Below are 25,635 nucleotides of genomic sequence, written 5' to 3'. Positions count from 1 at the left end.
GACACGACACCCGGGAGAGAAACTCATGGACAGCCAGAGCCGCGCCACGCTGATGAACGGCGCCGACATCATCGTGGATCACCTGACCAAGCAGGGCGTGCCCTATCTGTTCGGTCTCTGCGGCCATGGCATCACGGGCTTCATGGATGCGGCCTTCAAGGCGCAGAACCGCATCAAGACCATCTCCACCCATCACGAGCAGACCGCCGGCCACATGGCCGACGCCTACTACAAGGTGAAGGGCGAGCCGGTGGCGACCTTCACCTCCTGCGGGCCGGGCTCGGCCAATCTGGTGGTGGCGCTGGCCGCCGCCATGATGGACAGCTCCGCCTTCCTGGCGATCACCGGCAATGTGCCGACAGGCCAGTTCAACCGCGGCCCCTTCCAGGAGACGGGCCGCCACTTCCAGGGCGATTTCCCGAGCGTGATCCGCCCCTACGTCAAGCGCAGCTACCAGCCGATGCGCGCCGACATGGTGCAGTTGGCGGTCACGCAGGCCTGGGACCAGCTGACCGCCGGCCGCCCCGGCCCGGTGAACCTGGACGTGCCGCTGAACGTCTTCGTCGAGGAGGCATCGGTCGTCCCCTCCTCCACCGTGAAGGCGGTCATCAACGGCGCGCCGGGCAACCCGAAGGCGCTCTGCGCCGCGCTCGACATGCTGCTCAAGGCCACGCAGCCCGTCATCATCGCGGGCCAGGGCGTGATCCTGGGCAAGGCCTGCGACGCGCTGCTGGCCTTCGCCGAGCGCACGGGCATTCCCGTCGTCACCAGCCCCAATGGCAAGGGCGCCATCCCCGACCGGCATCGCCTGGCCTTCGGCGCGATCGGCCGCAACGGCGCCTATGCGGCGAATGACGCGACGCGCAATGCCGATGTGATCCTCGCCCTCGGCTTCTCCTTCGATGACCGCGCGACGAGCGCCTGGCTGGATGGCTACACGCTCTCCATTCCGCCCTCCAAGCTCATCCAGATCGACATCGACCCCACCGAGATCGGCCGCAACTACCCGACGGAATACGGCATCCTGGGCGATGCCAAGGCGAGCCTGGAACTCATGCTGGAAATGGCCGAGGCCCGCACCGGCGGCCCGCGCGAAGGCGGCGCCTGGTTTGATCGCCTGGCCCGCGGGCGTGAGGTCTGGCGCGAATACCAGTCGAGCCTCGCATTGTCGGACCAGATGCCGCTGCGCCCCGAGCGTCTGATGGCCGCGCTGTCCCGGGCCGTGCCGGAAAACGCGGTGGTGGCGAGCGATGTGGGCGTGCACCACAACTGGATCATCCAGCTGATGGACACGCTGCGCCCGCGCCACCTGATCCATAGCTGGGGCTTCGCGGCCATGGGCTTCGCGACCTCCGGCATCCTGGGCGCGAAGCTCGCCGCGCCGGATCGGCCCTGCGTGGCCGTGGTCGGCGATGGCTCCTTCCTGATGACGCCGCACGCGCTGGCGACGGCGGTGGAATACGGCATCCCCGTCGTCTGGGTGGTGTGGAACAATTCCGGCTTCTGCTCGATCCGCGACATCCAGCACGGCATGTTCGGCGGGCGCGAACTCGCCACCGCCTTCGAGATCCAGCGCACGGGCGAGAGCTACAGCCCCGATTTCGCGATGATGGCGAAGAGCATGGGCGTGGCCTCGCACCGCGTGACCCATGCGGGCGAGCTGGAGGACGCCATCGCCATGGCGGTGAAGGCGAACGTGCCCTACCTCGTCGAAGTGCCGGTGGACCGCGACATCCGCCCGATCGGCACCGGCAGCTGGGACCTGCCGCCCCTGCCCAACCCCGAGCCCAACTTCCTCAAGGCGCTGGCGGCGCGCGGCATCACCTTCTGAGGCCGGCGGTCGCGGCCGGGATCTCGGTATCCGCCGCGTCCAGGTCGAAGGGCTGTTGCATCGGGTAGGGCGAGGTCGCGACGACCTCCAGGGCATTGCCCTCGGGGTCGATGACGTAGATCGCCCAGGCATTGCCGTGGTTGGAGGTGCGGATGGCCTTGCCCGCCGCCAACGCGCGGTCACGGATGGCGCGCAGCCTGGTGGGACGCGCCTTGGCAGCAGCCGGCCGAGCGCGGCCGCACGGCTCTTCATCGCCGAGGCGCATGCGGTGGTGCGGGAGATCGCCGCGGGCGATCCCTCCATGCTGCCGCCCCCGAGCTGAGACACGGAGGGCCCGGCTGGGCGGCGCGCGGCTCCGCGCCGCATCAAGCCCTTTTTGTCCCTGCGCCATCTCTGGCAACCTCCAGCCACGTCCGGCACAGGGAGGCAGGCCATGCGGCTTCAGGGCAAACGCGCCGTCATCACCCAGGTCAGCGCCTTCATGGGGCCCGACCTTCTCACCACCTTCCGCCGGGAGGGCGCCGAGGTGATCGCCGATGACCGCGACCTCATCGCCCCCGGCGCGGCCGAGGCGCTGATCGCGGAAGCCGGGCATGTGGACATCCTCGTCGCCAACCTCGCCGCCATCCGGCCCGACCGCTCGGTGCTGGAGACGGACGACGCGACCTTCCGCGCCATGTATGAGGCGATGGTCTTCCCGCTGCACCGCCTGGTGCGCGCGGTGCTGCCGCAGATGATCGAACGCCGGCACGGCAAGATCGTCGTCATCGGCAGCGCCTCGGCGCTCCGCGGCATGCCCAACTACACGGCCTATGGCTCGGCGCGCGGGGCGCAGCTCGCCTATGTGCAGGATGTCGGCGTGGAGGTCGCGCCGCACAATGTGCAGGTCAACGCCATCGCGCAGACCCATGTGAACAACCCGACCTACTTCCCCGAGAGCTTCCAGGCGACCGAGACCTTCAAGGAACGGATGCGGGCGACACCCATCGGCCGCCTCGCGCATGGCTGGGAATCCGCGGCCCTCGCGCTGTTTCTCGCCGGCGGGGAGAGCGACTTCTTCGTGGGGCAGGTGTTCCCCTTCTCGGGCGGCTGGGTGATGCGCTGATCGGTCAGCGCCCCGCGCGCCACCCCGCGCGGCTCGTCATCAGCCGCACCACGCCGATCTGCAGGATCTTCACGCTGGCCGTGATTCCAAGGATGACGCAGGCCATGGCGGCGGCGGCGGCGATCTGCCCCGCCTCGTCCATCTGCACGACGGCGACGGAGGCGGGCTTGCTGCCCGGCCCGTAGAGGAAGACCACGGCCGAGACCGTCGTCATCGCATTCACGAAAAGATAGACGGCGATCTCGAGGATGGCCGGCAGGCTGATCGGCACGGTGACACGCCCGAAGGTCACCCGGCGTGGCACGCGCAGGCTGGCGCCCACCGCCTCGAATTCCGGATCGAGCTGGCGGATGGCGGTGACGGCGGTGAGGTGCGCCACCGTGTAGAAATGCACCACGCAGTTCAGCACGAGGATGGCGAGCGTGCCGTAGAGGAAGCCCAGCGGATTGGCCGGGTGGTTGAAGAACAGGATATAGGCGAGGCCCAGCACCAGCCCGGGCACCGCGAGCGGCGCGATCGCGGCCACGCGCACGAAGCCCGAAACGGCGCCGCCCGCCGCGCCACGCTCCAGCAGATAGGCGGTGATGAAGACCACCGGCGTGCCGAGGAGCGCCGCCAGCCCCGCCATGGAGACGGAGGTCCAGAGCGAGCCCCAGCCCTCGGAATCGAAGCGCGCGAAGTCGTAATTCGCGAGGGTGAGGCTCATATTGTAGGGCCAGAAGCGGATCAGCGAGCCCCAGGCCGCCATGGCGACGATGCCGAGCAGCACCGCCGCCACCGCCAGGCAGAGCAGGAACAGCGGCAGGTCCCGTGCGAGGCGCGGCTTGGCGACATAGAGCACGGCGCGGCCTGAGATCGCGCCCGCCTGCATCCGCTGCGCCCAGCGCTCGGCGAGGAAGGAGAAGAGCGCCGGCAGCAGCAGCACCAGCGCCACCACCGCCCCCATGGAGAAATTCTGCTGGCCGATCACCTGCTTGTAGACATCGGTCGCCAGCACCGGGAACTGCCCGCCGATCACCTTGGGAATCCCGAAATCCGTCACCACCAGCGTGAAGACGACGACGGTGGCGGAGACGAGGCCGTAGCGCGCGGCGGGCAGCGTGACGTCGCGGAAGATGCGCAGCCGCCCCGCCTTCAGCGTCTCGGCCGCCTCGAACAATCGCGCATCCGCCATGCCGAGCGCCACGGAGAGGATGATGGCGGCATGCGGGAAGGTATGGATCACCTGCGCCATGACGATGCCGGGCGCGCCATAGATGCTCGCCCCCTCCGGCATCAGGACGCGCAGCAGCCCCTGGTTGCCGAAGAGGTAGATGAGCGAGAGCGCGGGCAGCAGCGAGGGGGCGAGGATCGGGATCAGCATCACCGCACGGAACGCCGGCCGCCCCGGCATGCGCGAGCGCGTGAGGCCATAGGCGAAGAGGAAGGCGATGGGCACGACGATCACGGTGGTCAGCGCCGCCGTCCAGGTGCTGTTCCAGGCCGAGACCAGCAGCGCGGGCGTCGCCGCATAGGCGGCGAAGTGCCGCAGCCCCACGAATTCGTCATCCGCGCCGAGGAAGGCGCGGGCGAGCAGGGTCGCGAGCGGCAGGGCGAGGCCCACCGCCAGCAGCAGCGCGGCGAACCAGAGGCAGAGGCGCAGCAGCGCCGCCTCGCTCAGCAGGCCGCCGCGCGGGGCGGGCAGCGCCTCAGACATCCGGGGCGAAGAGCATCAGCTTGTCGGGCGGCAAAGTGAGCGGGATCTCGGCGCCCAGGGCCACGCCCTGCAAGGCGCGCGGCGCCACCTCCGCCTGCCAGCTGAGGCCGGCCGCATGCAGCTCCAGCCGGCAGACCGGGCCCAGATACTCGATGCCGGTCAGCCGGCCGGTCAGCGCGCCCGCGCCGCCCAACGCCACATCCTCGGGCCGGATGAAGACGCGCACCGCGGTGCCGGGCGCATGGTCGGGCGCCGCCAGGGCCGGCAGATGCGTGCCATCGGCGAGGCGCACCCCCGCGCCCTCCACCACCGCCTCGAAGCTGGTGCTGCGCCCGACGAAGCCCGCCACGAAGGGATTGGCCGGATGGGCATAGACCTCCTCCGGCGTGCCGAGTTGCATGATGCGACCGCGATCCATCACCGCCACGCGATCGGCCAGGCTCAGCGCCTCCTCCTGGTCATGCGTGACCATGATGGTGGTGATGCCCAGGCGGCGCTGCAGCCCGCGCAGCTCCTGCCGGAGGTGCAGCCGCACGATGGCATCCAGCGCCGAGAGCGGCTCGTCCAGCAGCAGAAGGCCGGGCTCGTTCGCCAGCGCGCGGGCCAGCGCCACGCGCTGCTGCTGCCCGCCCGAGATCTGCGCGGGGTAGCGCGCCGCCTGCGCCGAGAGCCCGACAAGCGCCAGCAATTCCGCCACCCGCGCCTCGGCCCGCGCGCGCGGCCAGGCGGGGCCACGCAGCCCGTAGCCGACATTCGCGGCGACGGTCATGTTCGGGAAGAGCGCGTAGGACTGGAAGACGATGCCGAAATCCCGCGCGGCCGGCGGCAGATGCGTCACCTCCCGCCCTGCCTGGAAGATCCGCCCGCGGCTCGGCGCCTCCAGCCCCGCGATCATCCGCAAGAGCGTCGTCTTGCCGCAACCGGAGGGGCCGAGCAGGCAGAGGAATTCACCCTCGGCCACGGCAAGCTGCACCTCCTGCACGGCGGTGAAGCGGCCGAAATCACGGCCGAGCCCGGCCACATTCAGGAAGGGCTCGGGCAGGCGCAGCATGCGGCGCTCAGTTCCGCGGCGCGGATTTGTTGTCGAAGCGGCGGTTCCATTCGGCGAGGATTCGCTCCCGCGCCGCCCCCATCTCGCGGAAGTTCACATTGACCAGGCGCTGCTCGAAGTCGGCCGGGTAGCCCTGCACGCTGGCGGTGACGCCGGGGAGCGCCAGCAGCGCGTAGAAGCGGCCATAGACGGTCATCGCCTCGCGGCTCACCGCGAAATCGGCGAGGCGCTGGGCGGCGGCCAGGTTGCGCGTGCCGCGCATGATGGCCGTCGCCTCCAGGTCGAAGCCCACGCCATCCGTCGGCACGATGATCTCGATGGGCGCCCCCTGGTTGCGCAGCGTGACGGCCCGCATGTCAAGCGAGATGCCCATGCCGTATTCGCCGCGCGCCGCGTTGTTGCAGGGGGCCGAGCCGGAATGGGTATAGACCTGGATGTTCTCGTGCAGGCTGTTCATGAACTGCCAGGCGCGCTCCTCGCCCATGCTGTTGATCCAGCCGGCGATCGTCAGGAAGCCGGTGCCCGAGGAGGAGGGGTTGGGCATGGCGATCTGCCCGCGCAGGGCGGGGTTCAGCAGGTCGGTCCAGGTGGTCGGGCGCGGCAGGTTCCGCTGCCGGGCAATGGCGGTGTTGTAGCAGACGGTGGCGACGAAGGCGTCCATCCCGGTCCAGGTCATCGGGCTGCGGTCGCTCCGCATGTTGGGGCGCAGCGCCTCGGCACCGCGCGGCGTATAGGGCTCGAGCATGTCGAGCGCTTCCATCTGCAGCAGCGAGAAGGCGGAGAGGCCCCAGACCACGTCGGCGCGGGGATTGGCGCGCTCGGCCAGCAGGCGGGCGGTGATGACGCCGGTGCTGTCGCGCACCCAGGCGATCTCGATGTCGCGCACCGCGGCCTCGGCCGCCGCCTTGAAGGGGGCAAGCTGCTCGTTCTCGAGGGCAGTGTAGACGGTGAGGCGCGTGCGCTGCTGCGCCTCGGCCGGGAGGGAGAGCGCGCCCATGATCAGGGCAGCGGCGGTGGCGAGGAAGCGACGATGCATGCGGGGGGCTCCTTGGCGCAGCGGCGGGCGAAGACTAGCGGATCAGCCTGGGCGGGCCAGCGGTTTATGCCGCCCCCGGCGCCAAAGCGCGGGTGGGCAGCAAGAGGGTGACCAACCAACAGGCAGCCAGCATCAGGCTTGAGCCGATCAGACAGGCAGAGATGCCGCCCCAGCCGTAGAGCAGGCCGGAGAGCAGCGTGCCCCCGAAACGGCCGAGCGCATTGGCGGCGTAGTAGAAGCCGACATCCTCCGCCGCCTTCTCGCTGCCCGCATAGGCCAGCACCAGGTAGGAATGCAGCGAGGAATTCACCGCGAAGGCGAGGCCGAAGAGGCAGAGGCCGGCAGGCACCAGCAGGTCCGGACGCGGCGCACCGCCCGCCAGCAGCAGCGCGAGGCCGGCCGGGATCAGCGCGAGGGCCAGCGACCAGGCGCGCGCCGCCGGGACCTCGGCGCTCAGCCCATCCGCGCTGCGGCGCACCAGCGCCGGGGTCGCTGCCTGGATGACGCCGTAGCCAATGGTCCAGAGGGCCAGGAACCCGCCCACCATCGCGAAGCTCCAGCCAGCCGCGTAGAGGAAGACCGGCAGGCCGACGACGAACCACACATCCCGCGCGCCGAAGAGAAAGACGCGCGCGGCGGCCAGCAGGTTCACGCCGCGGTTGCGGGCGAAGAGCTCGCGCGCGGATTTCGAGGCGCGCGCCTTGCCCATCAGCGGCGGCAGCGCGAGCACCACGCCAGCGAGGACCGCGCCGAGCAGCGCCGCCATCAGCCAGAGCGCGCCCTGGAAGCCCAGCGCCTCCAGCAGCAGCCCGCCCAGGAAGAAGCCCAGGCCCTTCATGGCGTTCTTGCTGCCGGTGAAGAAGGCGACCCATTTGAAGAGGGTGCCGCTCGCATCGGGCGCGGTCAGCTTGATGGCGGATTTGCTGGCCGTCTTCGTCAGATCCTTCGCGACGCCGCAGAGCCCCTGCGCCAGCACGACCCAGGCGACGGAGAGCGCCATCCCCCAATCGGGCGAGACGGCCGAAAGCAGCAGGAAGCCCAGGATCTGCGTGGCGAGGCCGACGGCCAGCATGCGCGCGATGCCGAAGCGCGTGGCGAGCCAGCCGCCGATCAGGTTCGCCACCACGCCGGCCGCCTCATAGAGCAGGAAGAGGAAAGCCAGCGTGAAGGGCGAGAAGCCGAGGCGGAAGAAATGCAGCAGCACCAGCATCCGCAGCGCGCCATCGGTCAGCGTGAAGCCCCAATAGGCGGCGGTGACGATGCCGTAGTTCCTCACAGCCCCACGCGCTCCATGTGGCAGGCCAGGTCCACCATGCGGCAGGCATAGCCCATCTCATTGTCATACCAGGCATAGAGTTTGAGCAGCGTGCCATCCGTGACGAGGGTGGAGAGACCATCCACGATGGAGCTCCGCGTGTCCCGGGCATAATCGGCGGAGACGAGCGGGCGCGGCTCGAAGCCCAGGATGCCGGCGAGCGGGCCGTCGGCGGCCGCGGCGAAGAGGGCGTTCACCTCCGCCACCGTCGTCTCCCGCCGCATCTCGAAGACGCAATCGGTGAGCGATGCGTTGAGCACCGGGGCGCGCACCGCATGGCCATCCAGCTTGCCCTTCAGCTCCGGATAGATCAGCGCGATGGCCGTCGCACTGCCCGTCGTTGTCGGCTGCAACGACAGCATGGCCGAGCGCGCGCGGCGCAGATCCTTGTGCGGCGCATCCACCACGACATTGGTGTTGGTCGGATCATGGATGGTGGTGATCTGGCCGTGCCGGATGCCGATCGCCTCGTGCACCACCTTCACCAGCGGCGCCAGGCAATTGGTGGTGCAGGAGGCGGCGGTGACGATGGGGTGGCGCGCGGGGTCGTAGAGATGCTCGTTCACGCCGACCACGATGTTCAGCACGCTGTCGAACTTCACCGGGGCGGCGACGATGACGCGCTTCGCCCCACGGTCGAGATGGCCTTGCAGGACCTCGGGCGTCAGGAACTTTCCGGTGCATTCCAGCACGAGGTCCACGCCGAGATCGCCCCAGGGAATCTCGCCCGGCCGCGCATGCTCGGAGAAGCCCATGCGGCGCGCGCCGATGCGGATGGCGTCCTTGCCCTCCGCGGCGATGGGCGCGCGCCAACGGCCCTGCACGCTGTCGAATTCCAGCAGATGCGCGATGGCGGGCGCACCGCCCTTGATCTCGTTGAGGTGCACGACGTCGAGGCGATGCCCCGCGCGCGGATCCTCCACCGGGCGCTCCGCGGCGCCCAGCGCGGCGCGCAGGGCGAGCCGCCCGATGCGCCCCATCCCGTTGATGCCGACCCTCATGCGCGCTGCACCGGGCGCGGATGCGCCAATTCATCGAGCCTCGCCTTCAGCGCCATGCGGTCCAGCGTCGTGACCGGCAGACTCACAAAGATCTCGATACGGCGCTGCAGCCCGGCATAGAGCTCGTTCAGCAGGGCCGCGCGCTCGGCCGCATTGCCGCTGAACTTCGCGGGGTCCGGCAGGGGCCAGGCGGCGGTGGTCACCGTGCCGCCGAAATCCGGGCAGGCCTGGCCCGAGAGGATGTCACACAGCGTGATCACGAAATCCATGCGCGGCGCCTCGGGCCCCGCGAACTCATTCCAGGATTTGCTGCGCAGGCCCGAGACGTCATGCCCCAGCGCGCTGAGCTGGCTGATCACCTCGGGCAGCGGGCCTGCGGGCCGGGGTGCGGAACCGGCGGAGAAGGCGCGGAACCGCCCCTCCCCCACCTTCGCCAGCACCGCCTCGGCGATGATGGAGCGCGCCGAATTGTGCGTGCAGAGAAACAGGACGTTGAAGAGAGGCATGCGCCGCTCCGTCATGGGGGTGGGAAGAAGCCGGGCGATGTCGCCGCAGCCTTCGGGCTGGCCGTCGCAGCAGCCCTCGGCCAGGAAGGCGATCATCTGCCGCAGCGCGTGGAATTGCGCGGCGTAGAAGAGCTGGCGGCCCTGGCGGCGCGGGGCGATCAGCCCCGCCTGCTCGAGCGCGCGCAGATGGAAGGAGAGGCTGGAGGGCGCCACGCCAAGCTGCCGCGCGGCCTCCCCGGCGGCGAGGCCGTTGGGGCCGGCGGCCATGAGGCGGCGCATCAGCTCCAGCCGGGTGGGCTGGCCGAGCGCCGCGAAGCCGAGGGCGGAAGCTTCCAATTCCATGTTTCGACAATAGTCGAAACATGGCCGGCGCGGCGTGAAACTTCCGTGACGGGTCAGGCCCGCGCGGCGTCCGTCACGAAGAAGCTGGCGCTGGTCTGCTCGTTCCAGGTCTCGGCGCGCAGATGCCCGGCGAGCGTGAGCGGCGCGCCGCCCTGCGCCAGAAGCGCCTCGGCCAGCGGGCCTTCCTTGGCGCGGAAGCAGATGGCCTTGAGGCGGCCGCCATCCTCGCCCTCCAGGAAGGCGCGGATCGTCGCCCCCTCCTTCCCCACGCGCCCGGCCTTCACCACACGGGCGCGGGCGATGCCGAAGGCGGGTTCGTCATTGCCGGCGCCGAAGGGGGCCAGGCGGCCGATGCTCTCGGCGAGCTCGGCGGTGGCGCCGCGCACGTTCAGCGCGCCTTCCAGCACCTGCTCGGCCGCGCCGGGCAGGTCGCGCGCGGCGGCCAGGCGCTCATCCAGATGGGCGTGCAGTTCGGGCAGGCGATGCGCCTCGATGGTGAAGCCCGCCGCCATGGCGTGCCCGCCCCCCGCGATCAGCATGCCCGATTGCCGGGCCGCGATGATGGCGGCCCCCAGGTCCAGCCCCGGCACGGAACGGCCTGAGCCCTTGGCCTTCCCCGCCTCGATCCCCGCCACGCAGGCGGGCCGGTTGAAGCGCTCCCGCACGCGCCCGGCGACGATGCCGACCACGCCCGGGTGCCAGCCCTCATCCTGCAGCAGCAGCACCGCATGGCCCTCGGTCTGCTGCGCCTCGGCCTGCAGCATGGCGGCATGCAGCACCCCGGCCTCCACCTCCTGGCGTTTCCGATTGACCGCATCCAGCCGCTCGGCCATGCCGCGCGCCTCGATCGGGTCGCTCTCCAGCAGCAGGCGCAGGCCGAGATCGGGGACCGAGATTCGCCCGCCCGCATTGATGCGCGGCCCCAGCACGAAGCCGAGCGTATGGGCCGAGGGCGCCTCGCGCACCGCGTTCAGCTCCATCAGCGCGGCGAGGCCCGCGCGCTCGCGCCGGGCGAGGATCCGCAGGCCGTGCTGCACAAAGGCGCGGTTCACGCCGAGCAGCGGCACCACGTCGCAGACCGTGGCCAGTGCCACCATGTCCAGCATCTCGCGCAGGTCGGGCTCAGGACGGTTCGCAAAGAAGCCGCGCCGCCGCAATTCCCGCTGCATGGCGACCGCCGCGAGGAAGGCCACCCCAGCCGCGCAGAGCTGCCGCAGGCCGGAAGGGCAGTCGAGCCGGTTCGGGTTCACCGCCGCCACCACGCGCGGCGGCGGCCCCTCGGCCTTGTGGTGGTCGAGCACGACAATCTCGGCCCCTGCCCCCGCCAGCGCCTCATGCGCCGCGATGCCGCAATCCACGCAGATGATGAGCGTGGCCCCCTGGGCGACAAGCCCCGCGATGGCGGGCCCGTTCGGACCGTAGCCCTCGGCCAGGCGGTCCGGCACATAGGGGATGACGGTGCAGCCCAGTTGCCGCAGCGCCTGCGTCATCACCGCGCCCGAGCAGGCGCCATCCACGTCGTAATCGGCGAAGACGGCGACGGTCTCGCCGCGCTGCACGGCGTCCGCCAGGCGCTGCGCGGCCTGGTCCATCTCGAGCAGCACGGAGGGGTCGGGCAGCAGCGCGCGCAGCGTGGGGGCCAGGAAGATCCCTGCGGATTCCGCATCCAGCCCGCGCGCGGCGAGCAGCCTGCCCGTGATCTCGGGCAGGCCCAGCTGCTGCGAGAGCGCGGCCGCCAGCCGCGGCTCGCTGTGCCGCCAGACCCAGCGGCGCCCGGTGAGGCTGCGCTCGACGCCGAGCGCCGTCTGCATCAGATGGGCTTCAGCTTGAAGTTGTGCCGGCCTTCCACGTAGCGGACGGTGCCGGACTTGCTGCGCATCACGATGGAATGCGTGACCGCACCGCCGGGATAGAGCCGGACGCCGCGCAGCATGGGGCCGCTGGTGACGCCCGTCGCCGCGAACATCACCTCGCCGGAGGCCATCTCCGTCATCGAGTATTTCCGGTGCGGGTCCTCGATGCCCATCTCGCGGGCGCGGACCACCTGGCCCTCATCCTCGAAGATCAGACGGCCCTGCATCTGGCCGCCGATGCAGCGGAGTGCCGCCGCCGCCAGCACGCCCTCGGGCGCGCCGCCCCAGCCCAGATACATGTCCACGCCCGTCTCCGGCTGGGCACAGGCGACGACGCCGAAGACATCGCCATCCGGGATCAGCATGAGGCGCGCGCCGGCGGCGCGGCAGGCCTTGATGATGTCCTTGTGGCGGTCGCGATCCAGCGTGCAGACGGTGAGTTCGCCCACCGGCACGCCCTTGGCCTTGGCCAGGGCCTCCAGGTTCTCGCCCGGCGTGCGGTCCAGGTCCACGATGCCCTCGGGGTAACCCGGGCCGATCGCGATCTTGTCCATGTAGACATCGGGCGCGTGCAGGAAGCCGCCGCGATTGGCGAGTGCCACCACGGCCATGGCGTTGGGGCCGCCCTTGGCGGTGAGCGTCGTGCCCTCCAGCGGGTCCACCGCGATGTCGGCCAGCACGCCGCCGCCGGTCTTGGCGTAGAGGCCCACCTTCTCGCCGATGAAGAGCATCGGCGCCTCATCCATCTCGCCCTCGCCGATCACGACGGTGCCATCAATGGCCACGCTGTCGAAGGCGCGGCGCATGGCTTCCACCGCGGCGCCATCTGCGGCGTTCTTGTCGCCCTTGCCGACCCAGAGGCTGGCGGCCAGCGCCGCCGCCTCGGTCACGCGGACCAGTTCCAGAGCGAGGTTGCGATCGGCGACGGTCTTGGTCTCGGACATCAACTTTTTTCCTTTAGCGACGAAGCAGAAGGTCCGCGGTGACGCGGGCGGTGACGGTGATCTCTTCCGCCGTCACGCTGGGCGGCGTGGGTGCGGCGGCGGCCATGGCGCGCGCGGCCATCATCGGTCGAGCCTCGGGCGCGGATTCCACATAGAGGTCACGCAGCGCGGTGACGCGCAGTCCAAGGTCGCGCGCGATGGCCGCACCGCGCTCCTGCACGGCACGGATGGCCGCGCGCGTCGCGTCGTCGCGGCCCTGGCGCTGTGCGGCCTCGCTCAGTTGCCACTGCACATGGTCGAGCAGCAGGCCATCGGCCTGGAAGCGGCCCACCAGGCCGATCACCGCCTCCGGCCCACGCAGGCTGAGCGATTGCTGCGCGATGAATTCCTGCTTGTCGCGATCCGCCCGCGCCGCGTAGTGGCCGGTGGTGGCGCGCACGCCGGCTGCCCCCCGCGCGGTGGCGAGTGCGGCCGCCATGGCGCGGTTCACCTGCTCCTGCGCCTCGGCCGCCGTGGCTGCCCGCACCTCGATGCGCAGCGATGCCGTCACCTCATCGGGTTGCACCGTCACGCTGCCGGATTCCGAGAGGCGCAACCGCGTCTCCGATTGCGCGAAGGCGGGCAAGGGCGCCAGCAGGGCTGTGAGGAGCAGGAGGCGACGGATCATCTAGAGCTCCTCGATGCGGATCATGGCGGGCGGCTCCACCACGCTCGGAAGGGCCGCGATGCGGGCAAGGGCCGATTGCATCTGCGCCTCCTCGCATTCATGGGTGACGAGCACGACGGGCACCGCCTCGCCCGGAGCGCGGCCGCGCTGGAGCATGGATTCCAGGCTGATCTTCGCGTCGCGCAGCGCACCGGTCACATCGGCGATGACGCCGGGCTGGTCGAGCACCATCAGGCGCAGGTAGTAGGCGCCGCGATGCCGCTCCATCGGCAGGCCGGGCGCCGTCGCGAGCGTGGCAGAAGCCGCACCCCAGACCGGCGCGGTGCGGCCGCGCGCGATGTCCACAAGGTCGGCCACCACCGCGCTGGCCGTGGGCCCGGCCCCCGCACCGCGGCCTTGCAGCACCACGCGACCCACCGCATCGCCCTCGGCCAGCACGGCGTTGAACACGCCATCCACGCTGGCGATGGGGCTGGCTTCCGGCACCATGCAGGGATGCACGCGGGCGGTCACACCCGCCTCATCCTGAGAGGCGATGCCCAGCAGCTTGATGCGATAGCCGAGCTCACCGGCCAGCGCGATGTCGAGCGCCGAGACGTTGCGGATGCCCTCGATATGCAGCGCCTTGAGATCCACCTGATGGCCGAAGGCGAGTGCGGCGAGGATCGCGAGCTTGTGCGCCGCATCCACGCCGTCAATGTCGAAGGCCGGGTCGGCCTCGGCATAGCCCAGCTCCTGCGCGGTCTTCAGCACCACGTCGAAGGGCAGGCCCTTCACGCGCATTTCCGTCAGGATGTAGTTGCAGGTGCCGTTCAGGATGCCGGCGACGCGGCTGATGCGATTGCCCGCCAGCCCCTCGCGCAGCGCCTTGATGGCCGGGATGCCGCCCGCCACCGCCGCCTCATAGGCGAGCGGCGTGGCCTTCGCCTCGGAGAGCTGCGCCAGCGCCGCGCCATGCGTCGCGAGCAGCGCCTTGTTCGCGGTCACCACCGGCTTGCCCGCGGCAAGCGCCGCCTCCACCAGCCTGCGCGCGGGGCCTTCCGAGCCGCCGATCAGCTCCACCACCACCTCGACATTCGGATCGGCGGCGAGCGCCACCGCATCCTCATGCCAGGCGAGGCCCGTCACATCCACGCCGCGGTCGCGCGTGCGGTCGCGCGCCGAGACGGCCACCACCTCGATCGGCCGGCCCGCGCGGGCCGCGATCACATCCCCGTTCTGCCGCAGCAGGTTCAGCACACCGGCGCCGACCGTGCCGAGGCCGGCCACACCCAGTTTCAAAGGCTTGCTCATGCGGAGTGGACTTCCTCGACCGGCGCGGCGTTGTCGCCCTGCAGGAAGCTGCGGATGCCGCGCAGCGCCTGGCGGATGCGATGGTTGTTCTCGACGAGGGCGATGCGCACATGCCCGTCGCCATGCTCGCCGAAGCCGATGCCCGGCGCGACCGCGACCTTGGCCTTCTCCAGCAGCAGCTTGGAGAAGCCGACGGAGCCCAGATGGCGGAACTTCTCGGGGATGGGCGCCCAGAGGAACATCGAGCCCTCGGGCGGCGGCACGTCCCAGCCGGCCTGCTGCAGGCCCTTCACCAGCACGTCACGGCGGTCGCGATAGAGCTCGCGCATCTCGGCCACGCAATCCTGCGGGCCGTTCAGCGCGGCGGCGGCGGCGACCTGGATGGGCGTGAAGGCGCCGTAGTCGAGATAGGACTTCACTCGCGCCAGCGCGCCGATCAGGCGCGGATTGCCGGCCGCGAAGCCCATGCGCCAGCCCGGCATGTTGTAGGTCTTGGAGAGGCTGGTGAATTCGACGGTGCAGTCCATCGCCCCCGGGATCTCCAGCACGGAGGGCGGCGGATTGGCCGGGTTGAAGTAGAGCTCGGCATAGGCGAGGTCGCTCAGGATGAAGAGCTCGTGCTGGCGCGCGATCTTCACGAGCTCCTTGTAGAACTCGCGGCTCGCCAGCAGCGCCGTCGGGTTGGACGGGAAGTTCACGATCAGCGCCGTGGGCTTGGGCACGGAGTGCTTCACCGCGCGCACGATCGCCTCCAGCATCGCGTCATCCGGCGTGTAGGGAATGAAGCGCGCCGAGGCGCCGGCGATGATGAAGCCGAACTGATGGATCGGGTAGGAGGGGTTGGGCACCAGGATGGTGTCGCCCGGGCTCGAGATGGCCTGCGCCAGGTTGGCGAGGCCCTCCTTCGAGCCCAGCGTGGCCACCACCTCCGTCTCGGGGTCGAGCTTCACGCCGAAGCGGTTGGCATAGTAGCCGGCGAGCGCCTTGCGCAGGCCGGGAATGCCCTTGGACATCGAGTAGCGATGGGTGCGGGGGTCCTGCACCGCCTCGATCATCTTGGCGACGATGTGCGGCGGCGTCGGGCTGTCCGGGTTGCCCATGCCGAGATCCACGATGTCCTCGGCATTCGCGCGGGCCTTGGCCTTGGCCGAATTCACCTCGGCGAAGACATAGGGCGGCAGGCGGCGGATGCGGTGGAACTCTTCGGCCATGATGGCCCTCCCGGAATCGAGGAAACGCGCGTCACTGTGGGGCCGGGGCGGTGGTGTGCCCGGCGGCATGGATCATCCCCGGTCTTTAGATCATGGGGCGCGGCGCCGCAAAACCGGCGGCGATTCGGGCGCCTAGCGCGGCGGCGGCGGCGGGGCCCCCAGCAGGTCGGCCGAGGGCAGCGCCGGCACCTCGCCGGGCGTCGGCGCCTCGGGCTCCGGCTCCGGCAGGGGTGGCGCCGCGGTGGTGGTGCCCCGGGGGGGAGCCACGGGCACGCCGCTCACCGTCCAGGGGATGACCGGCGCGCGGGACAGCGCCGCGGGCGGCGGCGGGCGGGCCGCGATGGGCGGCTGGCCGCCGGCCGCGCCCTCGGTCAGCGGCGTGTCGCGCCGGCGGTCGGGCAGCGGCTGGCTCAACTCGTCCCGCCGCTCCTGGAGTTCCGTGGTGATGGCGAGCCGCGCCGCTGGGTCGGGCCGGTCCGGGATGGGGGGCACGCTGGCGAGGTTCGGATAGGGCCGGTCCAGCCCCGGCGGCGGCAGCCGCGCCTCGGCCGCGGCGCCCGAGATGTCGCGCGCCAGCAGCCGCGGGTTGATCTGGCCCGGCACCTCGCAGGCGGTCAGCAAGAGAAGGGGCAGCAACAGGCACGGCCGTGCTTGCCCCGCGACGGGGCGGCCTTTACCCTGGCGTTGAGGCCGGTTCGAGGAGGCAGGCTGTGGCGTCACGCGGCATCCCTTTGGTCGCAGGTGATCCATAGCGCCTCCGCCCCTGGCCGCGAAGTGAGGCAAGGTGCCCTTCCCATCGTATCCTGCCATCCGGGCGGAGCGAACCGGGATGGGAGGCAGGAATGAGCAAGAAGATGACCGACGGCCCCGCCGGCAAGACACCGGAATACAACCTGCCCGACCCCGCCCTGGTTTCCCGCACCATGGCCGAGGTGGCCGAGCGCGGGCAGCGCATCGTCCAGGATTTCCTGAAGCGCCAGGCGGATGAGACGGGCAACCCCGATCCGCTGAACATCGGCAGCGCCTTCATGGAGATGACGGCGAAGCTGATGACCAACCCCGCGCGCCTCGTCCAGGCGCAGATGGGGTTCTGGCAGGACTACCTGACCCTCTGGTCCAACACGGCGCGGCGGATGATGGGCGAGAATGTCGGCCCCGTCATCGAGGAGAGCAAGGGCGACCGCCGCTTCAAGGACGACGCCTGGCGCGAGAACGAGGTGTTCGACTTCATCCGCCAATCCTATCTGCTCTCGGCCCGCTATTTCACCTCGGCGGTGAACAGCGCGGATGGGCTCGACCCCAAGACCTCGCAGAAGGTGGATTTCTACACGCGGCAATTCGTGGATGCGATGAGCCCTGCGAATTTCGTGATGACCAACCCCGAGGTGCTGCGCAAGACGGCCGAGACGGGCGGCGCCAACCTGCTCAAGGGCCTATCCAACCTGCTGTTCGACCTCGAGCGCGGCAAGGGCAAGCTGCGCATCCGCATGACGGATGACAGCAAGTTCAAGGTGGGCGAGAACATCGCCGTCACGCCGGGCAAGGTGGTGTTCCAGACGCCGCTGATGCAGCTGATCCAGTACAACCCGACGACCGAGAAGGTGCTGAAGCGCCCGCTCGTGATCTTCCCGCCCTGGATCAACAAGTTCTACATCCTGGACCTGCGCCCCAAGAACAGCTTCATCCGCTGGGCGGTGGACCAGGGCCACACCGTCTTCGTGGCGAGCTGGGTGAACCCCGACGAGGCGCTCGCCGAGAAGGGCTTCGACGACTACATGAAGGAGGGCGTGCTGGCGGCACTCGACGCCATCGAGCAGGCCACGGGCGTGCGCGAGGTGAACGCCATCGGCTATTGCCTGGGCGGCACGCTGCTCGCCACCACCCTCGCCTACATGGCGACCAAGCGCGACACCCGCATCAAGTCCGCCACCTATTTCGTGACCATGACCGACTTCGAGGAAGCGGGCGAACTCGGTGTCTTCATCGACGAGGAGCAGCTCAAGGCCCTCGAGGAGAAGATGGGCAAGCGCGGCTTCCTCGACGGCCGCGAGATGGCGACGACCTTCAACATGCTGCGCGCGAACGACCTCATCTGGTCCTTCGTCGTGAACAACTACCTCATGGGGCAGGACCCCTTCCCGTTCGACCTGCTCTACTGGAACGATGACAGCACGCGCATGCCGGCCCGCATGCACAGCTTCTACCTGCGCCGGATGTACCAGCAGAACGACCTCTGCAAGCCGGCGAGCGACCCGGACTGCATCGAGCTGCTGGGTGCCAAGATCGACCTGCGGAAGATCAAGGTGCCGACCTACATGATCTCGACGCGCGAGGACCACATCGCGCCGTGGAAGAGCACCTATCGCGGCACGCAGCTCTACAAGGGGCCGGTGCGCTTCGTCCTTGCCGCCTCGGGCCATATCGCGGGCGTCGTGAACCCGCCGGATTCCGGCAAGTACAGCCATTGGGTGAACGAGAACCTGCCCGACAGCCCCGATGAGTGGCTGGCCGGCGCCACCGAGCTCTCGGGCAGCTGGTGGCCGGACTGGCACCGCTGGGTCACGGCGCTGGACCGCACCGAGGTGAAGGCACGCCAGCCGGGTGACGGCAAGCTCACGCCGATCGAGAACGCGCCGGGCAGCTATGTGCGCGTGATGGTGAACGACTAGGTCGGACCGCCCATAACCGCTGAGGGGAAACCCCCTCAGTAGCCGGTGCCCGGGCCGAGGCCCGTGGTGCTGTTCCCGAAGATCTGCCCCTCGACCATCATGCGATGGTCCACCTGCAATTCCGCCACCTGGCGCGCCACCTCGTCCCGCAGGGCGGTGATGGCGAGCATGGCGTCGGGGAAGGCGCCGGGCTCGGTGAGGCGGCTGATCACCGGACGCGCCCCGGGCAGCACGAAGATGGACGAAGCCAGGGCCACCTCGATCGCCCCCGCATCGCCGCGCGTCAGCGCGCGCGAGGCGATGACCAGCGCGGAGACCGCGGCTTCGGGCGTGGCATCGGGCAGGATGCCCAGCGCCTCCCGTCCCTCGGCCACCGCGCGGCGGGTCGCGAACATGTAGGAGTCCGGCAGGCGCGCGAGGCGCCGGCCCAGGCGGAACTCGCCGCCGATCCATTCGAGGCGCGCGACCGCCAGCGCCGTCGCCGCCGGGCGGTTGAGCAGCCGCGCCCCGCCCTCCGCGAAATCGGCGGCCGCGGCGTCGAGGATCGCCATGGTCGGGTTGGCCGTGACGCGGCCCGCGAGGTCGAGCGGCGGCTCGGGCGGGCGCGGCGTGGTGAGTTCGGTGCAGGCGCCGAGCAGCGGCGCGAGCAGGAAGAGGCGGCGCTTCACCACGGCCACCGCCGCATCGGGAATTGGGCCTCCCATTCCGCGCGCTGCGCGGCGACGGCGGCGCGCGCCGTCTCGGGCAGCGGCGGCATGTCGGCCAGGCGCGCAGCGGCCTCGGGCGGCAGGGGCGGCGGCGGGGCCAGCCCGGGCGTGCGCGACATGGCGTAGAGACCCTCGATCACCGGCTGGGCCGGCTGGCTGGGCGGGATGCCCAGTGCCGCGCGCCACTCCGCCCGGCCCTGCGCCAATTGCCAGGGCAACAGCGGGTCGCGCTGCTGATAGCGGGGGTCGAAAGGCAGCGCGGCCGCCAGGAATTCCATGTCGGCGATGGCGCGCGCCATCGCCGCCGGCTGGCCCTGCAGCCTTGCCGGATCGGCGAAGACGTAGGCCGAGCGCGCGACGGCGGCGCGGGTCGGATCGCCCGCGCCCTCCACCGAATCGCGCGGCAGCCGCACCGGATCCGGCAGCGCCACATCGGCGCAGCCGGCCAGCAGCGCGAGTGCCAGAAGGGCGCCCGCGCGCCTCACAGGGCGCGAGTCGTGCCGGGTTGCGGCTGCAGCGCCTGCTGCGCGGTGGCGACGGCGGCGGCCGTCCGGGGCAGGCGCGGCATGGCCGCGAGCTGCGCGACCGTGGCGCTGCCGCCCTTGCGGAACAGGTTCTGCGGCAGGGCCGCCGCCGCCGCCTCGGCATTGCCGGCATCGAGCGCACGGCCCGCGGCGTAGAGCGCGTTGATCACCGGCTGGGCCGGTGCGTCGGGCGCGATGTCCAGCGCGCCGCGCCATTCGCGCCGCGCGATGTCGAGATCGGGCACCAGCGTGGCCGAGGCGGTGGTCAGGCTCATGTTCTGCGGCAGGTCCACCGCCAGGAACTCCATCTGCGCGATGGCGCGCGCCGCGTCGGCCGGGTGGCCGGCGGCCGGGCTGCGCTCGGCGAAGACCGCATTGGCGCTGATCACGGCGGTCCGCATCGGATCGCCGGCCCCCACCACGGCGTCGCGCGGCAGGCGCGCGGTCTCGGGCAGCGGGCCCTGGGCGCAGGCGGCGAGCAGCGGGAGCATCAGCAGGAAGGAACGGGACATGATGGTTTTCCTCAACAGATCAGACGTCATGGGTGGGCGCCGCCGCCACCGCCGCCGCTGCCGCCCGGGCCACCGCCACTCTGGCGCTCGCTCTCGATGCGGTACAGCTCACGTTCGGCCAGCGCCGTCGCGTCACGCGCCACCGGGAGATCGGGTGGCGCGGTGAGCCGCGCAAGGGATTGCGCGGGCTCGATGAAGAGGCCGGGGGGCAGGAAGATCTCATTGCCCCGCTCCAGCGCGCGCGAGGCGCCGAAGAGGCCGTCGGCCACCGCCTGGGGCGAGGCGCCGGGCGCCACGCCGAAGCTGCGGCGGATCTCGTCGCGCGCCGCATCGAGGGCAAGGCCCGTCGTCGGCGTGTATTCCGTCCAGCGCACGCCCCAGCGATAATCGGCCGCCATGAACTCGACCAGCGCGGCCGCGCGCAGCTTGGCCGAGGGTGCGCTCTCCGCCCCCAGCGCATGGGCGCTGGAGAGGATGGCCGAACGCATCGGGTCCGCCGCCAACGGAATCGCATCCGCCGGCAGGCGCACGGAGGGCGGCAGCTCGGAGGTGGCGCAGCCCGCCAGGACCAGCACCGGAAGAAGGACCTTGTTCAGCATTGGTTCAGCTTAGACCCTCCTTCCCGCGTCGCCCAAGTTACGAAATGGAACGATGGCGCCCGGCCAGTTCCACATAATGCGGCGCCGTGCGGTCGAAGCCGGCCCGCGCCTCCTCCGTCAGCACGCGCACCAGCTTGGCCGGATTGCCCATCCAGAGCTCCAGCACGCCGATGCGCTTGCCCGGCGGCAGCACCGAACCCGCGGCCAGCACGCCGCCCGCCTCGATCACCGCGTCGTCCAGCACGGTGGCCCCCATGCCGACGAAGGCGCGGTCCTCCAGCCGGCAGGCGTGGATGATGGCCGCGTGGCCCACCGTCACGTCGGCGCCGATGATGGTGGATTGCCGCCCCGCATTCACATGCACGATGGTGCCGTCCTGGATGTTGGTCCGTGGCCCGATGCGGATGATGTTGGTGTCCCCGCGCAGCACGCAATGGTACCAGATGCTGGCTTCCTCGCCGATTTCGACATCACCGATCACCGCCGCCGTCGGCGCCACCCAGGCGCGCGGATGGACCACGGGCGTCTTGCCCTCGAAGGTGTAGAGCGGACCCATCACGCGGCCCCCTGGCTGTTGCGTCCCGTCATGGTCGTCATCGGGCTTTCCCCCCATTCTGCCTCGGCCGATCTTGGCCCCCGCGGGAAGCGAGGTCCACCGGGCTTTCGGACAAATGCCCCGCCTGCCCGCATGGCGCCGCCCCAGGCCGGCCGTGGCACGGCGCCCGATCCATCCGCCCGCGAAACGCGCCCGGCATGCGCGTGCTGGAGGCGAGGTGCGGAGCGGGGCTGCGGGCAGGTCAGGGGCATCTTGAACATAACAAGAACATAGACTAGGAAGCACCATGAAATCAACGAGAAAGCCCCGCCTTGCCCGCCCCCTCCCCCGCCGCGCGGCCATGATCTTCGTCACCCTCGCCACGCTGGTCGCCGCCTGGCTGAACTGGCAGCCCGCCCCCCTGCTGATGTGCCACGCCCTGGATGGCGACACGATCCGCTGCGGCGAGGAGCGCGTCCGCCTCGCCGGGATCGACGCGCCCGAGCGGCGCGCCCGCTGCGAGGCGGAGCGCCGGCTCGCGGCGGCCGCGACCGAGCGCCTGGGCAGCCTGATGGCGGAGGGCGTGCGGCTGCACACCACCGGGCAGGACCGCTATGGCCGCGCCCTCGCCGTGGTGCGCGACCCGAAGGGCGAGGATCTGGGCGCGGTGCTGGTCCGCGAGGGGCTGGCCCGCCCCTATCAAGGCCGCGGCCCGCGCGAGGGGTGGTGCTGAGGGCCGCTCAGAGGTCCACGCGGTCGATCGTCCATTCGATGCGCGGGAAATCGGGCATCTCGCGCGCGTCATCCACGCCGATCTCGGCCGCGATGGCGCGCTCCAGCTTGGCGCGCATCGCCTCGATGAGGGCCGCGTTCGCCGCGCGGTCGGCGGCGAGGTTGCGCGTCTCCATCGGGTCGGCCGTCAGGTCGAACAGCTCCACGTCGTTCCAGCGATAAAGCTCGTCCAGGTTCTCCGGCCGGTTGCGCTGTGTGGGGGCGAAGTAGCGGGTGAAGCGGTGGCGCCCGTCGAAGATGCTGCGCAGGCTGCCGCGCTTCGTCAGGTCCGGCTGGAAGCCCTGGCGCTTCAGCTCCTCCTGCGGGTTGAGGCCCGCGACGCGCGCCGCCTGCACCGCGCGCCACAGCGCCGCGTCATTGGTGCTGAGGCCGCTATAGGTGAAGAGCGCCGCCTCGCGTACCGCGTTCACGCCCGCAGCACCCGGATTGGCCATGAGCGGCGTGAGGTCGCGCCCCGGCAGGTCGCGCCGCGCCAGCTCCCCCACGCGGCCGGGCGCGACACCCGCCATGGCCAGCAGCGTGGGCACGAGGTCGATATGGCTCGAGAGCGCCGCGCAATCCTGCCCGCCCCGCACATCCGGGTGGGTGACGTAGAGCGGCAGGTGCGTCGTCTCCTTGTAGGCGAACGGCCCCTTGCCGTGCAGGCCATGCGCACCCGCCATCTCGCCATGGTCGGAGGTGAAGACCACCGCCGTGCGGTCGGTGATGCCCTGCGAATCCAGCTCGCCCAGCAGCGCCGTCAGCGAGTTGTCCACGTTGCGGATGCAGTTGATGTAGTAGTCGTGGAAGCGGCGCCAGCGCTCGGCCTCGCGCGGGATGTGGCCGAGCACGATGTCCCACATGCGCTGGAACTCGCCATGCGCGGCGGGGCGGCCCGGCGCGTCGAACGCCTCGGTCAGGGTGGGCGGAACGGGCGTGTCCCAGGTGGCGCGATACAGCGCATGGTCCGGCGCGCGCTGCGGGCGGCGCATCAGGGCCGGGCTGTCCTGCACCGGCTGGCCCGGCAGGTCCGTGTTGAAATACATCACGTCATGCGGGTTCACGAGGCTGACGAAGAGCGCCCAGGGCCGCCCCTGCTCCTGCAGGCCGCGGCCATGCCGGCGCAGCCAGGTCACGGCGCTGCCCGAGATCAGGTGGTCGAACTCGAAGCCGCCCAGCGCATGGCCGATGATGTCGCCCACGCCATTGTAGTCGGCGAAGCCGTGGCTCTCCATTTCGCGGGTAAAGAGGCGCTCGGGCTCCTCCGTGTCGAACTGGTCGTTCAGGTGCCACTTGCCCTTGTAGGCCGTGTAGTAGCCGGCCGCGCGCAGCATGTGGCCGATGGTGGGGATGTTATCCGGCAGCTTGGAGACCCAGGGCACGTCCGCATTCTCGAACATGCGGTTGTCCGGCGTCTGCAGCCCGGTCATCAGCACGGCGCGGGAGGAGGTGCACATCACCGCCGGGCATTGATGCGCGTGGAAGGTGATGCCGGCGCGCGCCAGCCGCTCATGGCCGGGCAGCGAGAGGCCCGTGGGCCACCGCGCCGCGTAGCGCTCCTGGTCGGTGAAGATGAAAAGCAGGTTGGGCGGGCGGTTGCTGCCGCCGCGCAGCGCGAGGCCGGGGGCGGCGGGCTGCGCGCCGGCCTCGGCCTGCGTGAGGGTGGCACCCAGGGCGGCGCCAAGCAGCACGCCCCGGCGCGTGGGCGCCGCATTCGGCATCTGGATCATGGCGCTGTCCTTTCTCATCCAATCTGGACTGACGCTATTGTCAAATTGACGCTTTCGTCAATACAATCCCTCCCATGACGGCCAAGCCCGCCTCCCGTGCCGAGATCGGCCATGCGCGCCGCGCCCGCACCCGCGCGCGGCTGGTGGGGGCTGCCACGCAGGTCTTCGCGCGGCTTGGCCCCGACGCGCCGGCGCTGGAGGATGTGGCAAGTGCGGCCGGCGTGGCGCGCGGCACCATCTACAACCACTTCGAAACGCGCGAGGCGCTGCTGACCGCGGTGGCGATCGAGGCGGCGGAGGTGATCGGCCTGGAGATCCTGCCGCTGCGGGCATGGCGCGACCCGGCGGCGCGTCTGGCTGCTTCGCTGCGCTGCTACATCCGCCGGGCGGGGGCCGAGCCGGAATGGGGCTGGGCGGTGGTGCGGATCGCCTTCGTGGCGGCGCCGCTGGGCACGCGGATGACGGAGAATCTCGGCCAGGATCTGCGCGAGGGGCTGGAGAGCGGCCGCTTCCAGGCGGCCTCGATGCAGGCGGCGGCGGATATCGTGCTGGGCGCGGGCATCCTGGGCATGCGCGCCGTGCTGCGCGGCGAGGCGCCGCCCGGCCATGCCGAGGGCGTGGCGCTGGCCGTGCTGCGGGGTTTCGCTGTGCCCGATGCGGAGGAGGTGGCGCGTCTTCCGCTCGGCCTGCCCGGTCTGCCCTGGGCTTCGTGACGCCCGAAGGTCCCGGAAACGGGTGAGCGCGAGAGGGCATCGCCCTCTCGCTCTTCCGGTCACGCCGCCAGCGGCAGCGCCTCGCTCACATCCACGCCGAGCATCAGCCCGAGGTTCTGCACCGCGGCGCCCGAGGCACCCTTGCCCAGATTGTCGAGCCGCGCGACCAGCACCGCCTGGTTGTGCTTCGCGTTCCCGTAGACCCGCAGCTCCAGCATGTTGGAGCCGTTCAGCGGCTCCGGCTCCAGCCGCGCGGCGGCGTCGGCCGGCATGACGCGCACCCAGCCCGACTTGGCGTAGCGCGCGGTGAGTGCGGCCTCGAGGTCGGCGGGCTTGGGCTTGCCCGGCAGGGCATCGAGGTGCAGCGGGATGCTGACCAGCATGCCCTGCGCGAAATTGCCGACGCTGGGGACGAAGATCGGCCGCGTGCTCAGCCCGCCATAGAGCTGCAGCTCCGGCACATGCTTGTGCTCGAGTGCCAGGCCATAGAGGAAGAAGGGCGCGGCCGTGCCCTCATCGAACTCCGCGATCATCGCCTTGCCGCCGCCGGTATAGCCCGAGACGGCGTTGACCGTGATGGGATGCGTGGGCGGGATGATCCCGGCATCCACCAGCGGGCGCAGCAGCGCGATGCCGCCCGTGGGGTAGCAGCCCGGATTCGCCACCCGCTTGGCGCTCGCGATCAGCGCGGCATGCCCCTCGGTCAACTCGGGGAAGCCATAGACCCAGTCCGGGTTCACGCGATGCGCGGTGCTGGCATCCAGCAGCTTCGGCGCGGCGTCACCCATCTCGGCGGCCATGGCGGCCACCTCCTTGGCGCCGGCATCGGGCAGGCAGAGCACGACGGCGTCCACCTCTTCCATCAGGCGGCGCTTCGCGGCGGGGTCCTTGCGCTCATGCTCCGCGATCGAGCGGATGGTGAGCGAGGGATGATTCTGCAGGCGGGCGCGGATCTGCAGCCCCGTCGTCCCGCTTTCGCCGTCGATGAAAATGCTCGCCATGTGAATCTCCGTGAGGATGCAGA

25 protein-coding genes are annotated in these 25,635 nt (G+C 70.8%); 5 read left to right on the top strand and 20 right to left on the bottom strand.

Features of this window, described 5'->3' with window-relative positions; all coding sequences use genetic code 11:
• Window positions 1-25: 25 nt before the first annotated feature.
• The gene (locus tag R9Z33_RS11095; RefSeq protein ID WP_318651361.1) at window positions 26-1,831 is read left to right on the top strand and encodes a thiamine pyrophosphate-binding protein; all 1,806 of its coding nucleotides are present in this window, start codon (window positions 26-28) and stop codon (window positions 1,829-1,831) included.
• On the opposite strand, the gene R9Z33_RS11090 is transcribed toward R9Z33_RS11095, so the two are convergent.
• Entirely contained in the window at window positions 1,821-2,096 is a 276-nt protein-coding gene (locus tag R9Z33_RS11090; protein ID WP_318651360.1) for a hypothetical protein, read from the bottom strand. The genes R9Z33_RS11095 and R9Z33_RS11090 overlap by 11 nt on opposite strands.
• Before the next feature lie 168 nt (window positions 2,097-2,264).
• On the opposite strand from R9Z33_RS11090, the gene R9Z33_RS11085 reads away from it, so the two are divergent.
• Window positions 2,265-2,936, top strand: a complete 672-nt coding sequence (locus R9Z33_RS11085; protein WP_318651359.1) for an SDR family oxidoreductase — start codon at window positions 2,265-2,267, stop codon at window positions 2,934-2,936.
• 4 nt (window positions 2,937-2,940) lie between these two features.
• On the opposite strand, the gene R9Z33_RS11080 is transcribed toward R9Z33_RS11085, so the two are convergent.
• The 12 genes from R9Z33_RS11080 to R9Z33_RS11025 form a co-directional block, all read right to left on the bottom strand.
• On the bottom strand, window positions 2,941-4,632 hold the full coding sequence (locus R9Z33_RS11080) for a putative 2-aminoethylphosphonate ABC transporter permease subunit (RefSeq protein WP_318651358.1): 1,692 nt from the start codon (window positions 4,630-4,632) through the stop codon (window positions 2,941-2,943).
• Entirely contained in the window at window positions 4,625-5,683 is a 1,059-nt protein-coding gene (locus R9Z33_RS11075; RefSeq protein ID WP_318651357.1) for an ABC transporter ATP-binding protein, read from the bottom strand. The genes R9Z33_RS11080 and R9Z33_RS11075 overlap by 8 nt, the downstream gene beginning before the upstream one ends.
• Window positions 5,684-5,690: 7 nt before the next feature.
• Window positions 5,691-6,719 (bottom strand): putative 2-aminoethylphosphonate ABC transporter substrate-binding protein, encoded by a 1,029-nt coding sequence (locus R9Z33_RS11070; protein ID WP_318651356.1) that lies wholly within the window; start codon window positions 6,717-6,719, stop codon window positions 5,691-5,693.
• 64 nt (window positions 6,720-6,783) lie between these two features.
• On the bottom strand, window positions 6,784-7,995 hold the full coding sequence (arsJ, locus tag R9Z33_RS11065) for an organoarsenical effux MFS transporter ArsJ (protein WP_318651355.1): 1,212 nt from the start codon (window positions 7,993-7,995) through the stop codon (window positions 6,784-6,786).
• Window positions 7,992-9,035, bottom strand: coding sequence for an ArsJ-associated glyceraldehyde-3-phosphate dehydrogenase (locus R9Z33_RS11060; RefSeq protein WP_318651354.1), 1,044 nt, complete (start codon window positions 9,033-9,035; stop codon window positions 7,992-7,994). The genes arsJ and R9Z33_RS11060 overlap by 4 nt, the downstream gene beginning before the upstream one ends.
• Window positions 9,032-9,883 (bottom strand): metalloregulator ArsR/SmtB family transcription factor, encoded by an 852-nt coding sequence (locus tag R9Z33_RS11055; RefSeq protein WP_318651353.1) that lies wholly within the window; start codon window positions 9,881-9,883, stop codon window positions 9,032-9,034. The genes R9Z33_RS11060 and R9Z33_RS11055 overlap by 4 nt, the downstream gene beginning before the upstream one ends.
• Window positions 9,884-9,936: 53 nt before the next feature.
• On the bottom strand, window positions 9,937-11,694 hold the full coding sequence (recJ, locus tag R9Z33_RS11050; RefSeq protein ID WP_318651352.1) for a single-stranded-DNA-specific exonuclease RecJ: 1,758 nt from the start codon (window positions 11,692-11,694) through the stop codon (window positions 9,937-9,939).
• Window positions 11,694-12,680 (bottom strand): class II fructose-bisphosphatase, encoded by a 987-nt coding sequence (gene glpX / locus R9Z33_RS11045; RefSeq protein WP_318651351.1) that lies wholly within the window; start codon window positions 12,678-12,680, stop codon window positions 11,694-11,696. Before glpX ends, recJ begins: the two co-directional genes overlap by 1 nt.
• A 13-nt stretch (window positions 12,681-12,693) precedes the next feature.
• Window positions 12,694-13,347: an SIMPL domain-containing protein gene (locus R9Z33_RS11040; RefSeq protein ID WP_318651350.1), complete on the bottom strand. Its 654-nt coding sequence runs from the start codon at window positions 13,345-13,347 to the stop codon at window positions 12,694-12,696.
• Window positions 13,348-14,640, bottom strand: coding sequence for a homoserine dehydrogenase (locus R9Z33_RS11035; RefSeq protein WP_318651349.1), 1,293 nt, complete (start codon window positions 14,638-14,640; stop codon window positions 13,348-13,350).
• Complete coding sequence (locus R9Z33_RS11030) at window positions 14,637-15,851, bottom strand: LL-diaminopimelate aminotransferase (RefSeq protein WP_318651348.1); 1,215 nt, start codon at window positions 15,849-15,851, stop codon at window positions 14,637-14,639. The genes R9Z33_RS11035 and R9Z33_RS11030 overlap by 4 nt, the downstream gene beginning before the upstream one ends.
• Before the next feature lie 132 nt (window positions 15,852-15,983).
• Complete coding sequence (locus tag R9Z33_RS11025) at window positions 15,984-16,487, bottom strand: hypothetical protein (protein WP_318651347.1); 504 nt, start codon at window positions 16,485-16,487, stop codon at window positions 15,984-15,986.
• 206 nt (window positions 16,488-16,693) lie between these two features.
• Here R9Z33_RS11025 and R9Z33_RS11020 point away from each other — a divergent pair, with 206 nt between their 5' ends.
• Complete coding sequence (locus tag R9Z33_RS11020; protein WP_318651346.1) at window positions 16,694-18,520, top strand: PHA/PHB synthase family protein; 1,827 nt, start codon at window positions 16,694-16,696, stop codon at window positions 18,518-18,520.
• 35 nt (window positions 18,521-18,555) lie between these two features.
• On the opposite strand, the gene R9Z33_RS11015 is transcribed toward R9Z33_RS11020, so the two are convergent.
• The 5 genes from R9Z33_RS11015 to R9Z33_RS10995 are packed head-to-tail and all read right to left on the bottom strand — an operon-like array spanning window position 18,556 to window position 21,418.
• Complete coding sequence (locus tag R9Z33_RS11015) at window positions 18,556-19,188, bottom strand: hypothetical protein (protein ID WP_318651345.1); 633 nt, start codon at window positions 19,186-19,188, stop codon at window positions 18,556-18,558.
• Window positions 19,185-19,712, bottom strand: coding sequence for a hypothetical protein (locus tag R9Z33_RS11010; protein ID WP_318651344.1), 528 nt, complete (start codon window positions 19,710-19,712; stop codon window positions 19,185-19,187). The genes R9Z33_RS11015 and R9Z33_RS11010 overlap by 4 nt, the downstream gene beginning before the upstream one ends.
• Window positions 19,709-20,263, bottom strand: a complete 555-nt coding sequence (locus R9Z33_RS11005; protein ID WP_318651343.1) for a hypothetical protein — start codon at window positions 20,261-20,263, stop codon at window positions 19,709-19,711. Before R9Z33_RS11005 ends, R9Z33_RS11010 begins: the two co-directional genes overlap by 4 nt.
• 26 nt (window positions 20,264-20,289) lie before the next feature.
• Window positions 20,290-20,862 (bottom strand): hypothetical protein, encoded by a 573-nt coding sequence (locus R9Z33_RS11000; protein WP_318651342.1) that lies wholly within the window; start codon window positions 20,860-20,862, stop codon window positions 20,290-20,292.
• 37 nt (window positions 20,863-20,899) lie between these two features.
• Window positions 20,900-21,418, bottom strand: a complete 519-nt coding sequence (locus R9Z33_RS10995; protein ID WP_318651341.1) for a gamma carbonic anhydrase family protein — start codon at window positions 21,416-21,418, stop codon at window positions 20,900-20,902.
• A gap of 340 nt (window positions 21,419-21,758) precedes the next feature.
• Between R9Z33_RS10995 and R9Z33_RS10990 the strand changes: the two genes are divergently transcribed.
• Window positions 21,759-22,130, top strand: coding sequence for a thermonuclease family protein (locus R9Z33_RS10990; RefSeq protein ID WP_318651340.1), 372 nt, complete (start codon window positions 21,759-21,761; stop codon window positions 22,128-22,130).
• Between the two features lie 7 nt (window positions 22,131-22,137).
• On the opposite strand, the gene R9Z33_RS10985 is transcribed toward R9Z33_RS10990, so the two are convergent.
• Window positions 22,138-23,898, bottom strand: a complete 1,761-nt coding sequence (locus tag R9Z33_RS10985) for a sulfatase-like hydrolase/transferase (RefSeq protein ID WP_318651339.1) — start codon at window positions 23,896-23,898, stop codon at window positions 22,138-22,140.
• Window positions 23,899-23,972: 74 nt separating this feature from the next.
• On the opposite strand from R9Z33_RS10985, the gene R9Z33_RS10980 reads away from it, so the two are divergent.
• Window positions 23,973-24,611 carry a TetR/AcrR family transcriptional regulator gene (locus R9Z33_RS10980; protein ID WP_318651338.1) on the top strand — a complete coding sequence of 213 codons (639 nt, stop codon included), beginning with the start codon at window positions 23,973-23,975 and terminating at the stop codon, window positions 24,609-24,611.
• A gap of 59 nt (window positions 24,612-24,670) precedes the next feature.
• On the opposite strand, the gene argC is transcribed toward R9Z33_RS10980, so the two are convergent.
• On the bottom strand, window positions 24,671-25,612 hold the full coding sequence (gene argC / locus R9Z33_RS10975; RefSeq protein ID WP_318651337.1) for an N-acetyl-gamma-glutamyl-phosphate reductase: 942 nt from the start codon (window positions 25,610-25,612) through the stop codon (window positions 24,671-24,673).
• Window positions 25,613-25,635 lie beyond the last annotated feature (23 nt).

The sequence above is a fragment of the Sediminicoccus rosea genome (assembly GCF_033547095.1).
Classification (GTDB): Bacteria; Pseudomonadota; Alphaproteobacteria; order Acetobacterales; family Acetobacteraceae; genus Roseococcus; species Roseococcus rosea.
Note: the sequence above shows the minus strand (reverse complement) of the source record. Positions and strands in the feature narration are given on the sequence as shown.